This is a genomic window from Barnesiella propionica, from assembly GCF_025567045.1.
GTDB lineage: Bacteria > Bacteroidota > Bacteroidia > Bacteroidales > Barnesiellaceae > Barnesiella_B > Barnesiella_B propionica.
On record NZ_JAOQJK010000006.1, the window covers coordinates 106,202 to 122,594 of the forward strand.

The 16,393-nt window shown below is 42.1% G+C and carries 9 protein-coding genes; 2 read left to right on the forward strand and 7 right to left on the reverse strand.

Annotated elements, in window-relative coordinates:
• Positions 1 to 86: 86 nt before the first annotated feature.
• The 5 genes from OCV73_RS09595 to mce are packed head-to-tail and all read right to left on the reverse strand — an operon-like array spanning position 87 to position 4,616.
• The gene (locus tag OCV73_RS09595) at positions 87 to 1,244 is read right to left on the reverse strand and encodes a sodium ion-translocating decarboxylase subunit beta (RefSeq protein WP_147551672.1); all 1,158 of its coding nucleotides are present in this window, start codon (positions 1,242 to 1,244) and stop codon (positions 87 to 89) included.
• A 4-nt stretch (positions 1,245 to 1,248) separates the two neighbouring features.
• Positions 1,249 to 1,686 (reverse strand): biotin/lipoyl-containing protein, encoded by a 438-nt coding sequence (locus OCV73_RS09600; RefSeq protein ID WP_147551674.1) that lies wholly within the window; start codon positions 1,684 to 1,686, stop codon positions 1,249 to 1,251.
• A 23-nt stretch (positions 1,687 to 1,709) separates the two neighbouring features.
• Positions 1,710 to 2,624, reverse strand: coding sequence for an OadG family transporter subunit (locus OCV73_RS09605; RefSeq protein ID WP_147551863.1), 915 nt, complete (start codon positions 2,622 to 2,624; stop codon positions 1,710 to 1,712).
• 19 nt (positions 2,625 to 2,643) lie between these two features.
• Positions 2,644 to 4,197, reverse strand: coding sequence for an acyl-CoA carboxylase subunit beta (locus OCV73_RS09610; protein WP_147551676.1), 1,554 nt, complete (start codon positions 4,195 to 4,197; stop codon positions 2,644 to 2,646).
• A gap of 5 nt (positions 4,198 to 4,202) precedes the next feature.
• Positions 4,203 to 4,616, reverse strand: a complete 414-nt coding sequence (gene mce, locus OCV73_RS09615; protein WP_147551678.1) for a methylmalonyl-CoA epimerase — start codon at positions 4,614 to 4,616, stop codon at positions 4,203 to 4,205.
• 249 nt (positions 4,617 to 4,865) lie between these two features.
• On the opposite strand from mce, the gene OCV73_RS09620 reads away from it, so the two are divergent.
• Positions 4,866 to 5,021: a hypothetical protein gene (locus OCV73_RS09620; RefSeq protein WP_167551245.1), complete on the forward strand. Its 156-nt coding sequence runs from the start codon at positions 4,866 to 4,868 to the stop codon at positions 5,019 to 5,021.
• Positions 5,022 to 5,044: 23 nt separating this feature from the next.
• Complete coding sequence (gene dnaK, locus OCV73_RS09625; RefSeq protein WP_147551680.1) at positions 5,045 to 6,955, forward strand: molecular chaperone DnaK; 1,911 nt, start codon at positions 5,045 to 5,047, stop codon at positions 6,953 to 6,955.
• A gap of 309 nt (positions 6,956 to 7,264) precedes the next feature.
• On the opposite strand, the gene OCV73_RS09630 is transcribed toward dnaK, so the two are convergent.
• Positions 7,265 to 12,142 (reverse strand): RecQ family ATP-dependent DNA helicase, encoded by a 4,878-nt coding sequence (locus tag OCV73_RS09630; protein WP_147551682.1) that lies wholly within the window; start codon positions 12,140 to 12,142, stop codon positions 7,265 to 7,267.
• Between the two features lie 415 nt (positions 12,143 to 12,557).
• Positions 12,558 to 16,388: a T9SS type A sorting domain-containing protein gene (locus OCV73_RS09635; RefSeq protein ID WP_147551684.1), complete on the reverse strand. Its 3,831-nt coding sequence runs from the start codon at positions 16,386 to 16,388 to the stop codon at positions 12,558 to 12,560.
• Between the last annotated feature and the right edge of the window lie 5 nt (positions 16,389 to 16,393).

Genomic DNA, 16,393 nt, shown 5'->3' on the forward strand with positions numbered 1-16,393 from the left:
TTCACCCACAAACTTAATCACCTGATATCAAAGCCAATAAGAAAGTGTTCCTGTACAGGAACACTTTCTTGATATATGTACAAATACTATGCAAGGAATCCCAGCAAGACACCTGCCGCTACGGCAGAACCTATCACACCGGCAACATTCGGCCCCATAGCATGCATCATCAGATAATTGGTCGAGTCATATTCAAGACCTATATTATTAGAGATACGTGCTGACATGGGTACCGCCGAAACACCGGCATTACCGATAAGCGGATTGATTTTTTTATGTTTGGGCAATACCAGATTGAATATTTTCACAAACAGTACACCCGAAGTCGTAGCGATGATAAAAGCCATAAAACCCAGTGCGAAAATCAAAATCGTATTTCCTGTAAGGAATTCCGATGCCTGTGTAGACGCGCCTACAGTCATACCCAGCAAAATGGTAACGATATCGCACATGGAACCGCTCGCGGTTTTTGCCAAACGGGTAGTTACTCCGCTTTCACGCAGCAAATTCCCGAAGAATAACATTCCCAACAAAGGAAGTCCCGTAGGAACTACAAAACAGGTAAGCAATAATCCTACGATCGGGAAAAGTATTTTCTCATTCTGGGAAACTATACGAGCCGGTTTCATACGTATAAGACGTTCTTTCTTGGTCGTGAACAGCCTCATAATAGGCGGCTGGATCAAAGGCACGAGAGCCATATATGAATAGGCCGATACGGCAATCGCTCCCATCAAGTTAGGAGCCAGTTTCGAAGAAAGGAAAATGGCAGTAGGACCATCGGCACCGCCGATTATGGCAATAGCACCTGCCTGGTCGGGCTCAAAACCGAGAGCCAAAGCTACCATATAAGCCCCGAAAATACCGAACTGCGCAGCAGCTCCCACCAACATAAGTTTAGGATTGGCTATAAGTGAAGAGAAATCGGTCATGGCTCCGATGCCCAAGAATATTAGCGGAGGATACCATCCCGCACTAACGCCTTGATAAAGAATGTTAAGGACCGAACCTTCTTCATAAATACCCACTTCAAGACCTGCCCCCATATTGAACGGTATATTTCCGATAAGCATACCGAACCCAATGGGTACCAACAACATAGGCTCAAAATTCTTCTTAATCGCCAAATAGATAAAGAAAAGCCCTATACCTAACATGATAAAATGCTGGGGAGTAGCATTGGCAAATCCCGTATACTCCCAGAAACGCATTAAATTATCTCCAATAAATTGTGTAAAGCTCATAGTTTTATTCTATTACGATAAGATCAGTACCTTCGAGCACCGAGTCTCCTTTATTGATTTTTATTTCGGTCACTTTTCCTGCTTTCGTAGCATTGATGTTATTCTCCATCTTCATAGCTTCCAGAATGAGGATCGTCTGTCCTACTTTAACATCATCGCCTACTTTTACAAGAATGTCATTGATAACGCCCGGCAGAGGAGATTTCACGGCAGCTACACCCGATGATGAAGCGACTTTTGCTACAACAGGAGCACCTGTTTCGGTACGGGGAGCCGATGCCGGACGGGTAGATACCTTAGGAACGATGGCCTTAGGAGCTTCATTTTCAAGTTCAACTTTATATGTTGTTCCGTTCACTTCAACCTGAGCAATATTGTTCTCAATATCACCAACGGCAACCTTATATACATTACCGTTTATCTTATATTTATATTCTTTCATTTAAATTTAATTTTAAGGAGTATTTATTTTTTATGCGGCGTTTCACGCAATGTATATATCTTGGAATTCCAAGGAGAATATGCACGGCGCACTTTATTTATCGTAAGTACCGTATCCTCTATATCATGGGCATTTAAATGTTGTTCCAATGCCATAGCGATAGCTGCATACACTTCACCGGCTTCACGGCCCAGTTGTTTTTCCTTGGCCTCGGCCCTATCGGTAATTCCATGTGCGACCATGGCTCGACGCTTGCTTATCAGCACAGATATACGTCCGATCAGACGGAACGAAATAAATAATAAAAGTAACGCACTAAAGACCACTCCCATAGCTATGACAGCCATACCTACACCGGCAGCGTCATGTTTCTTAAACATTTCGATCTTTTCATTACTATCCAGAGTGATGTTATTCGTACTGGGAGTAACATAATTATGAGGATCGTTCCCGCCTTTAAGTACCCAGCCGTCTTCCCCGTCTACTCTGCGTGCCCAGGAATGATCGGCTGCAATATTAGCCGGAACGGTGACAGAATCGATCAATGTGATTCCATTAGAATCATACAGACCAATCCAGTTCTCTTTTGTAGGATCGAGGGTAAAGTTCACATGAAACGTTCCCCGGTTCGGTTGTCCGTCCGCCCAAAACAAAAGATGTTGCCGGGGAGGCATCTCAGTAAGCACATCTCCCTTGGGTATAGGATATTTTTTAGGATTGTTCTTGTCATTTGTCAGGTAACAGCTTCTAACGTCCACACTGGAAAAATTGGTATTGAACAATTCTATCCAAGCGCTTTGCATACCATAGTCATCCTGATAATTGGCTTCATTATTCACCAGCACTTCGTTAATACGAATACCCTTGCGTCCTTGTGCAAAAGAGGCACAGGCCAGAGCCACAAAAACAAGAAATATCCCTAAGCTTTTTTTATTCATCATAATATGTATTTAATGATTACAAAGGAATATTACCATGCTTCTTAGCAGGATTCGTTAATTTCTTAGTCTGCAGTTGCTGTAATGCACGGATAATGCGGAAACGGGTATTTCTCGGCTCGATAACATCGTCGATATAACCATATTTAGCGGCATTATAAGGGTTAGCAAACAATTTGGTGTATTCTGCTTCTTTTTCGGCAATGAAAGCAACAGGATCTTCTGCGTTTTTTGCTTCTTTTGCATAAAGAACGGCAACCGCACCGGCAGCACCCATTACAGCGATTTCGGCAGTAGGCCATGCATAGTTCATATCACCGCGAAGTTGTTTACAGCTCATTACGATGTGAGAACCTCCGTAAGACTTACGCAATGTTATCGTTACTTTAGGAACGGTAGCTTCGCCATAAGCATACAATAACTTAGCACCATGCAAGATAACGCCATTGTATTCCTGTCCCGTACCCGGCAAGAATCCCGGTACATCAACCAATGTAACCAATGGTATATTGAACGCATCGCAGAAACGAACGAAACGGGCAGCTTTACGTGAAGCATTGCTGTCTAACACTCCGGCAAGGTTCTTAGGCTGATTGGCGACAATACCGACAGACTGACCGTTAAAACGTGCAAATCCGATAATGATGTTTTTGGCATAATCACGTTGTATTTCCAGGAACTCCCCGTTATCTACGATTGCACCTATGACTTCGTACATATCGTACGCCTTATTAGGATTATCGGGAATAATTTCATTCAGCGAATCTTCCAGACGGTCGATAGGATCGCTGCATGGAACCAATGGGGGTTCTTCCAGATTATTCTGGGGAATATAACTGAATAATTTACGGATAATAGCCAAACCTTCTTCTCCGTCTTCGGCAGCAAAATGTGCTACACCTGAACGGGTAGAATGTACTTCGGCGCCTCCCAGGGCTTCTTCCGTCACATCTTCATGAGTAACGGTTTTTACCACTTTAGGCCCGGTAAGGAACATATAAGAAATTCCTTTCGTCATAATGGTAAAGTCGGTAAGGGCGGGTGAATATACAGCACCACCTGCACAAGGACCGAAGATACCGGATATCTGGGGAATTACACCCGAGGCCATGATATTACGCTGGAAAATTTCGGAATAACCAGCCAAAGCATTGATTCCTTCCTGAATACGGGCACCTCCCGAGTCGTTCAAACCGATAACCGGAGCACCCATTTTCATAGCCATATCCATGACTTTACATATCTTCATAGCCATAGTCTCGGACAAAGATCCTCCGAATACCGTAAAGTCTTGTGCGAAAACATAAACAAGACGGCCTTCAATTGTTCCGTAACCGGTTACAACGCCGTCTCCCAAAAATGATTTTTTCTCTTGCCCGAAATTGGTACATCTGTGTTTCACAAACATATCCATTTCTTCGAAACTACCTTCGTCAAGTAATTGCGATATACGCTCACGTGCGGTATATTTTCCTTTATCGTGTTGTTTCTGGATAGCTTTTTCACCACCACCTAAACGAGCCTCGGCGCGCAAGGCGATCAGTTCTTTTACTTTTTCAAGTTGATTGCTCATATTTATTATTTTTTATTTGGATCTTCACAAAGTTCGGTTAATACGCTGCAAGTGGACTTCGGATGCAAAAATGCGATATTAAGACCTTCGGCACCTTTACGAGGTTCTTTGTCTATCAGCTTAACTCCTTTAGCTTCCACTTCGGCCAATGCGTCAGCCACACCGTCCACTGCAAATGCAAGATGATGGATTCCTTCTCCGCGTTTCTCGATATATTTAGCGATCGTACTGTCTTCGCTGGTAGGTTCCAGTAATTCTATCTTTGTTTGTCCTACTTTAAAAAAAGCAGTTTTTACTTTTTGGTCAGCGACTTCTTCTACAGAATAGCACTTAAGTCCCAATACTTGTTCATAATAGGGAATGGCTTCTTCCAGGCTCTTTACTGCGATACCCAGATGTTCAATGTGAGAAATGTTCATAATAATATAATTTAAATTATATGGTTAATTAATTAGTTCATTAATTGGTTCGCAAAATATCCTTTTACAGCGGATAAAAGTATCTCGGCAAAAATAGTTCTTTTCGTTCTAATAAAGAAATTTTTCCGTAAAAAAGCGTTTACGGAAATACTCCTTTCTAATGTCTTACCCATACATTTTATAAGGGAAAAATGCAAGGAGAAACCGGACTGCAGGAGCAACGTTCATTCTGCCAAATCGACAGAAAATATGACAAAAGAGAATAGCAACCGCAAAACAAAACTGACAAAAAACATGTTTTATCAGGTAAAAATAATTGGCACAGGATTTGATACTTTGTTTGTGTCCGAAATAGGAAAAGGATCTTACGACCTCTCCCCTTTACGGCATAAAACAACGAATTAATAACAAATTAAAAATATACGACAATGGGAAAAATTATTGGTATTGACTTAGGAACAACCAACTCTTGCGTAGCTGTTATGGAAGGCACGGAACCGGTTGTGATAGCAAACAGCGAAGGTCGTCGAACGACTCCTTCGATCGTAGCATTTGTTGACGGTGGCGAACGTAAGGTCGGCGACCCTGCAAAACGTCAAGCCATCACGAATCCTACCCGCACAATTTTTTCTATCAAACGTTTCATGGGCGAAAATTTCGACCAAGTTGCGAAAGAGATAGACAGGGTTCCTTATAAAGTAGTACGTAGCGAAAACAATACTCCGCGTGTGGACATAGACGGCCGTCTGTATTCTCCGCAGGAAATTTCCGCTATGATCCTGCAAAAAATGAAAAAAACCGCAGAAGATTATCTGGGACAGGAAGTTACCGATGCGGTTATTACAGTACCTGCATACTTCAATGACTCTCAACGTCAGGCAACAAAAGAAGCCGGAGAAATCGCAGGTCTTAATGTAAGACGTATTGTAAACGAACCTACGGCTGCCGCGTTGGCCTACGGTCTTGACAAGACCAATAAAGATATGAAAATCGCCGTATTCGACTTGGGTGGAGGAACATTCGATATTTCTATCCTGGAATTGGGCGACGGTGTATTTGAAGTTAAATCGACCAACGGTGATACTCACCTGGGTGGTGATGATTTCGACCACGTTATTATAGACTGGCTGGCCGACGAATTCAAAAAAGAAGAGGGCGTAGACCTTCGTCAGGACCCGATGGCTCTGCAACGTTTGAAAGAGGCAGCAGAAAAAGCAAAAATAGAATTGTCCAGTGCAACTTCTACCGAAATAAACCTGCCTTACATTATGCCTGTAAACGGTATACCCAAGCACCTGGTTAAAACATTGACTCGTGCCAAATTCGAACAATTAGCCGACCGTCTTATCCAGGCAACGATAGAACCCTGCCGCCAGGCATTGAAAGATGCAGGATTAAGCACTTCGGATATCAGCGAAGTAATTCTGGTAGGAGGTTCAACACGTATTCCGGCTATCCAGCAGGTCGTTGAAAAATTCTTCGGTAAAGCTCCTTCCAAAGGTGTTAACCCGGATGAAGTCGTTGCAGTAGGTGCTGCTATACAAGGCGCCGTTCTGAGCGGAGATGTAAAAGACGTATTGTTACTTGACGTTACGCCACTGTCACTGGGTATAGAAACACTGGGAGGTGTGATGACCAAATTGATCGATGCCAACACGACTATCCCTACCCGTAAATCGGAAACTTTCTCTACAGCTGTAGATAACCAGCCGTCGGTAGAAATCCATGTATTACAGGGCGAACGTCCTATGGCTAAAGATAACAAAACTATCGGTAAATTCCACCTGGATGGTATTCCTGCCGCTATGCGTGGAGTTCCCCAGATTGAAGTAACCTTTGACATCGACGCTAACGGTATATTGAATGTATCTGCTAAAGACAAAGGAACGGGTAAAGAACAAAGCATCCGTATCGAAGCTTCCAGCGGTTTGACAGAAGATGAAATCAAACGAATGAAAGAAGAAGCTGCCGCTAACGCTGAAAGCGACGCTAAAGAAAAAGAGCGGATAGATAAACTGAACCATGCTGATGCTCTGATCTTCCAAACCGAGAAACAACTGAAAGATACGGGAGATAAACTTCCTGCAGACAAAAAGAGCACTATCGAAACGGCCCTGGCTAAACTGAAAGAAACTCATAAAGCCCAGGATATAGCTGGTATCGATGCCGCAACAACGGAACTGAACAATGCATTGCAAGCTGCAGCACAAGACTTGTACAATGCTCAGGCTAATGCTCAAGGTGGAGCACAAGAACAACCTCATGCTGCACAAGAACAGGCTCCGAATGATAATCAGGAAGGACATGTAACAGATGTGGATTTTGAGGAAGTCAAGTGATTCCGATAAGGAAAACAGATAATAAACAATAAGAAAAAGCTTGCAGCTCAATGAACTGCAAGCTTTTTGCGTTTATGGGGTTCATGGTTGATATGTGTTTTCTATGGGCTTTTTTATCTCTTATCAGCGACAAATAAAAGATAGGCAATGTAGAACAAAATTCTATTTATCCATACCAATACATATTTTAAAGTAGATAATATATCAACAATCGGATTTGAAATCAAAAGGAAGTGTAAAGTATGCAGCAAGGTATTTGCAGCAAAACGCTCTATTTATTGTAATAAAAAGACTTTCATGTATTTTGAATTATAAGGAAAGGACTAAATCAGCCAGCAGGACAGCTGTTTCCGGTGCATCTTTCGGTGCGTCTTTGGGCTTCCACGCCACAACGAACCGAACGGATGCATACTTCACCTTATAGCCTCGTTCCTTCCACTCCGACAACGTCTCCTGCATGCTTAACGACAACTTTGCTACCGGTTTATTTGTCAAGGTTTCATATAAAATAGAATCATTGTAATTCAAAGAATCTCCCCCCCTTAATGACAAAACCTCTCGCTTGAGTTCTTTGAAGAATCCAAGATAAACATCTTTATGGGAGAGTTGTAGAACAATTTCTTCGGGTATCGCATACTCACTTTGGTCGATAAAATACTGATCGGCACTTAAACGATTAAAGCAATCGCCATTCGTATGCACAAACAGCCGATTTTTTGCACGGGTCATTCCTACATAGTACCGACGCATCAGATGGGCATCTTTCGAATAATTGTCAGATATGAGCATGTACACATTATCAAACTCTCTGCCCTTGGATTTATGAATGGTCGATACCACAACATCGGCTCCCGAAACATCACAGAAATCTTCCACCGATGACTCAAATACAAACTCTTTGAAATCACTAAAGTATTTTACTTTATTGGTTTGTTCAAACAATTCCACACAACGCTTCACATATATCAAGCTTTGACTTCTATCATAAGCGGAAATAGTAGCATGTTTTGCATCTTCCCATAATTCTTCCGAGATCAGAGGCGTCTTCACCCGTTTGTCTATGTACCTCAGGAAATACCTCATTTCAGCCATGTTCCAAAAAAGAAAACCGTCCATAGACTGTACCAGCTTGCTGTTTATGCCATATCTCCGCAAAAGAGCCATCACGATAACAGCCTCTTCGTTCGTTTGAGTAAGTACACACGAGGAGCCTCCATCTTTATGATGAAGAATCAAATCCTCGACGAGTGGCTGATACATATACTTTGATCGATGGCGTACCACTCCGACCCAGCCATTCTCTTTTCTCATCGAAATAATTGGCGTACTTTTCATCCTTTTATCGATACCCTTCAGAAATCCGTTGGCGAAATTCACCACATGGTGCGCACTGCGATAATTTTCAGTCATCTCGATAAATTTACTTCCGGATTCCTGTGCCAACTGATACATATACCCGGAATCAGATCCCCGGAATTCATAGATGTTTTGGTCATCGTCGCCTACTGCTATCACACGCATTTCCTCGTTGCCAGTCATTAGAGCCTTTACAAGCGCATGTTCTTCAACGCCCATGTCCTGAGCTTCGTCTATGACCAGAACCGCCTTACCGATTTTGTTTGGTTCCACTTCCCCCTGGTTAATCATCTCGGCCGCCTTTGCAACTACATTCTTGGCATCTTCGAGATTACCTATCCGCCCCATAAGATCAAAGCAATAAGAGTGAAATGTTTTTATTTCAACAAAATGAGCAGCGTTACCGATCAACTCCATAAGTCTCTGTTTGAACTCTGTAGCGGCAGCTCTTGAAAAAGTTAACATCAGAAGTTGCTCATGTTTTACATCTTCGAGTAATAAAAGTGATGCGAGTTTGTGAACCAGCACACGTGTTTTTCCACTGCCAGGACCTGCTGCGACAACGATGCAACGTGAATCCTTGTCGGAAATAATCTCCATCTGACATTTGGACAACTGACCAAACAATTGCTTATATTTCTTTGGTGTCAAGTTGCGCTGTATCTCGCTTACTCTTTCCCCTTTGAAGTATTTTGTGACAAACTTCTTGTAGTCCATTTGGAAATAGTCTTGGACATATTGTAATGCTGCGTTATAATCCTTTACCATCAAATTGGCATATTCGCCTACAATATGAACTTGCTGAATCTTCTGCTTGTAAAATTCATTAAGCATCCGGTAGTCATCTTGCTTATATCTCGATTTGTTATCCTTTATTCTTTGTATATCCATAGCGTTATAAAGGATAAGAAAGCCACCTTCAAGTTTTAGTGCACCTATTTTCGACAGATACAGAAGAGCTTCCTCCACGTCTTCCAACTGCAAATTTTCAAGTCCACTGAAAAGGGACCGGGGACTTGACTTTATTTGATTTAGAAGTTCTATCACGGAGAATTGAATAGTCTTGTTTTGTGAGACTCCCTTTCCCGTATCAGCGACTAACTTGTATAGCCATTCCACAGCAAAACGGCTTATTTCCAATCGCTTTTCAAAACGCCTGATGGTTGATTCTAAGTCTGCCTGACGACTGATTTTCATATTGCGAACCGCATCCTCTTTCTTGCGAGTATATCCTTTGACGGTAAGAAAGTAAAGTAGTGTCCGAATATCTTTTTCTTTAGATGTATTGATTCCATCGTTTATAGCATTATCATTCAGCTGTTTACATGATATCCACAAAGATTCGTCAGGAATATGGCTGAGGATGTATTGTTCGAGTTTCGCAAAACGTTCAAGAAGCTTCCTTGATTTTCGTTCCGAATCATCAGTATCCAGTAAATAGGCAGATATATCTTTACTATCTGCCAATATGCCTTCCTGTCGCATTCGCTCTACAACAGATACGACTTCGCTCTTGCCTATGCCCAATATATCTGCCAGATAATCAATTCGCGACTCAGCCTCTGAATCTTGAGCTTTGCCCACATGTTTTTGGGAAATCAGTGATTTGATGATTCTGACAGACTTCTCTATTTCATCACTACCAAATAGTAGAGATTCTGATATCCGCTTTTTTGCCTCATCTATATTCTTCACCGTGATTCCTGTGGCATACACATGAGGCACATTGTTTCCTCTTACCAGGTATCCGCTTTGTTCCAAAGCGACCAAAGCTGTCCGCACACGGGTTTCAATATCAAATACCGAATCGTCCCACCCTGCCTGCCGCGCAATTTCCAACGCAGAGCAGCAAACTCTCATACGTTGCCTGGTAAGGTCTTTTACAGCTTTCCAAACTTGTTGTATTTCGCTAATACTTAGCTTTGTCTGGTTCAGCAGTATAAAATGCTTGTCCAAATCGTTATCGCTATAAAGCACATAGCAACGTGCACTGAGGTCGGGATCCCGGCCGGCTCTGCCTGCTTCCTGAACATAATTCTCCAACGAATCGGAAATGTCGTAATGCACTACAAGACCGACGTCTTTCTTGTCCACTCCCATACCAAAAGCAGACGTTGCCACAATGATGCGTACCTGGTCATTCATGAATGCATCTTGGTTTGCAATCTTTTCATCAGATTCCATCTTGCCATTGAAAGGCAATGCCTTATAACCGTCGCGAGTCAATTTGGCAGCCAGTTCTTTTGTACGTTTGGTACGTGATACGTAAACAATTGCCGGACAATCGGATTCAGCCACAAGTCCCCTCAGTTTTAAATATTTATCATCGTCACTTTCGGCATGTATTACGGAATAATGCAGATTTGTCCTTGAAGCCGTTGAAGCAAATAACTCTAAATCTAAATTCAATGTCAGCTTGAAATAGTCACAGATGTCTTGCACTACTTTCTGTTTTGCCGTAGCAGTAAAGCAGGATACAGGAATCGAATTCCTGCATCCTTTTTTTTGCCGGTATTTCTGAATGAATTTCCCTATATAGAGATAATCAACCCTAAAATCCTGTCCCCATGAAGAAAAGCAATGTGCTTCATCTATCACAAATCTCACGACATGACGTGCCATCAAAATTTTCTCGATGGTTTTTGAGCGAAGCATTTCAGGAGATATATATAAAAGCGAAGCTTCTCCGTTTTGCACTCTTTGTATTGAGAGTGCCCTTGTGATTGGGTCTAACAGACCATTAATGGTTACAGCAGCAGTAATACCTCTATCTGCAAGATTATCTACTTGGTCTTTCATCAGCGACTGCAATGGTGAAATAACAACCGTAAGTCCATGCACAGAACGGCCTGCTATGAGTGCAGGCAATTGAAAGGTAAGCGATTTTCCACCGCCGGTAGGAAATATTGCCAGTAGCGACTTGCCTTTCACTGCTGCTTGGGCGGCCCGCTCCTGAAGTGGTTCTCCTTCATATGTGCGGAATTGTTCATATCCAAAGAATGCCTTTAAGTTATAGAGCACATTCAGCTGGGTATTACAGTAAACACAGCCTTCGTTACAACTGTTGTGGCATAAAAGCTTCACAACAAATTCTACTTCGGGATAATTGTAAAGTACCCATCCGGGAGTAATGGAGCAATAGTCGGTAGTATCTATTAGAGCTAATGCATATGCCAATTCGCACGGATATTGCTTGATCAGCATATCAAGATCAGCATGTTGGCAGATTTTTCCCTCGTAAAGGTTCCTTATTAGTTCAGACACCCCTTCATCTATATGCTCCGCACCCACCATGCTGAGAAATCCCTCAAACTCTTTCTTGCCCTTTAGCAACGAGGCAAAAAGACTGCGCTTTTCGTTCGTCAACGAATTCCAGCGTGCTATTTCGTCCATTAGCAAATCTCTTGCTTTTTCACAATCATTCACCGGATTATTCATCTGGTCGATTATCAGTTTATCGTCTTTCACAAGCCTATGGTAAGGGCGCTCCGGAAACAATAAAGGCGAAATATAAAGTGTATCGACCAAAAGCCAGCGACATGTTTTATCTATGAACAGATACTTGGCATCATGATGAATGATATTGTGTCCGCAGATATAGTCTGTATCCTTAATAAATTCAAATAATTCCTCTTTCGAAGTTTTATGATATATTGCACCATCATGGCGGAGTGCCCCAATATCATGGATTTTATGATCCTTCAAACTAATCTCAACATCTACTATGGCATATCGCGAAGCATCATATGGTACAGATGTAGTTTTATTACCGATGACATTATTTGTATCTTCAGCACTCCTAATCCCTATGAGTCTACTCCATATTGACATATGTTCAATTATAATAATTAGCTGTTATATAATTTGGATTTATTATGTGTTCGCATGGTTCTCTTATTTTTGTTTGGGTATAATAACCCATCACATACAAAGGTAAATATAAAACCGCAAAATCTGTTAAAATTACCGTTTTCTTATGATATTTATGTGTTTACATCTGTTGGCTTATTGAAAAAAGTTACTCTTGTCGACAAGAGTTGATTTACTCATAGATAATTATTTTCTGGTTTACGTTATATTTATGATATGTTCACGCAAGTCGCCGATAGAGATATTATATTGATTTTAATAAAGTTAAGCAAAAAACATTCTTATATCATCAATAAAAAACCGGTCGTGCATATTATCACGGCCGGTTTTTATTTTACTAATTTCCTTTTCTATTCAGAAAAGATAACTCACAGTTTTATTTCTTAATTACTTTGACAGCATTGCCGTTATTAACTTTCACAAAGTAAATGCCTCTTACAAGGTCATTCAGGTCTATGGTAGTGGACATAGCGTTCACATTTGCTTTCTTAGCAACCAAAGCACCCGCCAGGTTATATACATCTACCGTATTGATAATTTCTGCAGCCTCCACTTTCAATATATCAGTAACAGGGTTAGGATACATGCGTGCAGCAGGAACTTCAGAAGCTTCCACTCCACTTGTTCCGCTCATAGTCATAGTTTTGGGAGCAGGAGTGGTACAAACATTATTCTCAGTAGGCATTGCCCATACAGATAGTGCTTTACCGGATTTGGATATTGCATATAAGTTTCCGGCATAGTCAAATTCGAAGTCATCGTAACCGGCACTCGGACCTTCAAGAACAGTATGGAACTTCTTCGTTACAACCGGCATACCTTCAGCATTCATCTTATAAGTGAATACAGAAAGCCCATTATTATCACTGACTGCTACTAACGATTCTTTTTCATTTACAGCCAAACCTCCGTTCTGAGAAGATTCTATCAGGTTTGTTTCTGCGGAATTAAATACAGCATCGGAATATCTGTCACTGTAATAGAACATGGAAGGCGTTCCCGAGTTGTTACCAGAACCTGCGCCACGATACTGAGCCGCCCAGAAACCGGTCGATACCGGAACTATACTTGCATTGTCGTTTCCTACATAGCTGCTGGCAGCTTTGGAAGAAGTAGGAGCTGCTGTCCATTTAGAAGAAGTTCCGATATTATAAGTGTTGGTAAATTTCTTCCAAGCAGACGATCCCGGAGCATTTTTGTCAATTGCGTATAACTGGGTATTTTCACCGGATCCTCTTACTCCTATGGCAACAGTCTGACCGCCGACATATGTACCGCCGATTGAAAGAACTCCTGCTTCATTAGTTGCTCCTTCAAAGAGAGGAGACATGGTAAAGTCTTCCGGATTCATCACATAAATACCGGCATTGGAAGCGCTTGCATCACACAAGAACACACGTCCGTCCTCAGCGACAGCAACTTTACGAGGACCTTCACCCGAAACTCCGGTCCAGGATATGCCACCATTATGAACTGACGATACTTCACTCTGGTTGGGTTCCAGAACATAAAGACCTGTTGTCGTAGCGCCTGTAGTATTTGTTACATATACGCGACCGAAATATTTACTTTCCGGTGATTTGTCGATAGCTACTCCATTAGGAGCGTCATATTTGTAAATGGCTTTATCGTCCGACAACTTGGTAAGACGGGTCACATTTCCGGCAGTAGCGCGAATACTCCAGTTGCAAGTCGCATTGGCAGGAATATCCGATGATGCTACCGTAACATCGTTAAGACCTTTGGATTTTGCTCCCAGATTTATAGTTTTTACAACTTCTCCGGAAGCAGCGCCAGTCAAGATCAAATCAACAGATGTAGCATCTTCATTCAACTCGAAAGTAACATTGTAATTGTTACCGTTCATTTCAGATTTTAAATTATAAGCAAAGATACGAGCCGGAGAGGGATCTTGTTCCACGCCTTTTGTCGTATATTTTACAAATTGTCCGCCGGCCAGTAAATACATATTGATATCGGCATTATCAACAACACCAGCGCCGGTCATATAAGAAGGAGAAGCTACTCCGGTTATCACAGCATCTGTTACACCAATGTTTTCTGCCTTGTCAAGACCACCGGTCACGTCAAACAAATATGATTTATAGGAATAAGTTTCCCCTTGTTTTTCGCATACAGGTGCACTCATATATATCTTGTCGGCATAACGGAAATAATTGGAACCGTAAGATTCCACTGGTATATCACCCGAAAAGCTTCCGTATTCTACAGCATCGTTCGTTTCCCAAGATATTCCGAATTCTTTCGGTGCGATGGCTGATCCGTCTACTATGATACGGTCTATAGCCAACGGAGACAATGTCATTTGTGCATCTTCACCGAATTGATTTTCCTCATATATCGTAGCATTATGCTGGGTAGCCGAAACTTTTCCGTCTTTTACGATCCAACATACATATTTGACACCGTAATCGGTATTCCAAGCATCTCCGGCATGAGAGTCAAAATAGAATTTAAACTCTTTGCTGGTACCGCTAATAGCGATAGTATTGGCGATAAAATTGGAATAGTTATTTCCTGCTGCGGCCAGGCTCTCAGAAGTATTGGTCGGCAATGTCAGCAATACTTCAGGAGTAGCGTCTTCTAATGCTCCGCCTTCGGCAGCTTGCCATTTATACATGTAGAAGTCACCCGTCTGATAGCCGTTGTTTTCTCTACCGATTACCGTTGAATTGGTTCCCAGTAAAACACCGTCCATGGTGAAAGCGATATCCGACAGAACATAAGGATATTTCTTTCCGTTAAATCCTTCGGTCTTGATACCTGCAGTACTCATTTCTTTGACAAGAGACCCGGTAACAGGATCGATAACGAGAAGTTTAGGAGCTTTTTCAGCGTCTACGGCCAATACATAATATTTACCGTCACGAAGAATAGCCCGGCGAATTTTCAGATCCTTCAAAGCTTCAATCGATTCCAGATTGCTTTCTTTCATGAATTTATAAGAGCTTGCAGCGGCAATATCACCATCTTGTACGGGATGGGGATAGTCCTCAACTTCGGGTATAATTTCTTCTTCCGACGGTTTCTCATGAGAAGTATCGGTCAATCTCTTATTAGTGAAAGCCGTTTCGTTAGCCACAACTTCTATTTCTTCTGTTTCGGGCCAGAAACCTGGTATGTCATACACGAGTTTATAGGTACCCGGAGTCAGATCGGAAAATACGAACAAACCGTTATATTCCTTATCCGTCGTATATTCTCCGACTTTATTCCCGTCTTTATCCTGCAGCACGACCGTTACGTTATTCAAAGGATTATATGCATCGACCGTATTCGGTTTGTAATTATACAAATTATGTTCCAGCGTATTATTTTTATCTTTTACGGTACCCATGATATAACCTTTGGTTTCGCTGTTATCACCGAACCAGGCGCGGATGGCACGTGAATATCTTACGCCTTCCTGACGACAGTAATCTTTGTTCAGCAAACGCTGACGCTCGGGCTGATAGGTGTGAAAACAGCCTTCGCTCAGAAAACCGTCGCACCCGTGTTTCAATACACCCAGATAACCGGTATACCCCAATCCATTGGTCGAAGAACTTCCGTAAAACGTAATATCCCCACGGCTGTTATTGGATGTAGCGGCAGTATAAGCGGAATGGTAAGTCACACCATTCTTAGCCACATACTTCCAGGCGTCCTGTGCCATAGCTTTTGCATTAACAAGACCGTTACCTGAGGCATCATCGGTTCCCCGGTATAATAACAGAGGATAATTGGTAACCGAACCTTCACTGGCTGCATTACTATGGATAGAAATAAAATAGTCCATATTATTCGACTCCACATCCTGGCAGATAACCGACAGTGTTACCACTTGCTGGTTTCCGTCATTACTCGGAGCTGTCTCTATCTGATCGTTTGGAGTTTTATTCTTATCCCCTTCCGATACATAACCGTTCTTCGTACGGGACATTTTTATAAAACCGACTCCGGCTTTCTGCAATACATTCCGCAAAGTCAAACCTTTCGTAAGGTCGGTATTCGTTTCGAAAAAGCCCATTGTATCCATCTGGGCGTAGTTTATTGTTGCCATCGGACGGTCATTTGCAGTCCATCCGCCATGACCGGGATTTATATATACGCGTGCCTGGGAAAATTCAGGAACATTACCTGCCGCACTGGCTGCAAATGCCATCGACATTCCTACGCAGGCTATCAGTAGTTTTCTTAGTTTCATAGTCG

What these genes read in the sequence shown, in the direction of transcription:
- OCV73_RS09595 (WP_147551672.1), bottom strand. Translation starts at nt 1,244, where the DNA reads ATGAGCTTTACACAATTTATTGGAGATAATTTAATGCGTTTCTGGGAG.
- OCV73_RS09600 (WP_147551674.1), bottom strand. Translation starts at nt 1,686, where the DNA reads ATGAAAGAATATAAATATAAGATAAACGGTAATGTATATAAGGTTGCC.
- OCV73_RS09605 (WP_147551863.1), bottom strand. Translation starts at nt 2,624, where the DNA reads ATGAATAAAAAAAGCTTAGGGATATTTCTTGTTTTTGTGGCTCTGGCC.
- OCV73_RS09610 (WP_147551676.1), bottom strand. Translation starts at nt 4,197, where the DNA reads ATGAGCAATCAACTTGAAAAAGTAAAAGAACTGATCGCCTTGCGCGCC.
- mce (WP_147551678.1), bottom strand. Translation starts at nt 4,616, where the DNA reads ATGAACATTTCTCACATTGAACATCTGGGTATCGCAGTAAAGAGCCTG.
- OCV73_RS09620 (WP_167551245.1), top strand. Translation starts at nt 4,866, where the DNA reads ATGACAAAAGAGAATAGCAACCGCAAAACAAAACTGACAAAAAACATG.
- dnaK (WP_147551680.1), top strand. Translation starts at nt 5,045, where the DNA reads ATGGGAAAAATTATTGGTATTGACTTAGGAACAACCAACTCTTGCGTA.
- OCV73_RS09630 (WP_147551682.1), bottom strand. Translation starts at nt 12,142, where the DNA reads ATGTCAATATGGAGTAGACTCATAGGGATTAGGAGTGCTGAAGATACA.
- OCV73_RS09635 (WP_147551684.1), bottom strand. Translation starts at nt 16,388, where the DNA reads ATGAAACTAAGAAAACTACTGATAGCCTGCGTAGGAATGTCGATGGCA.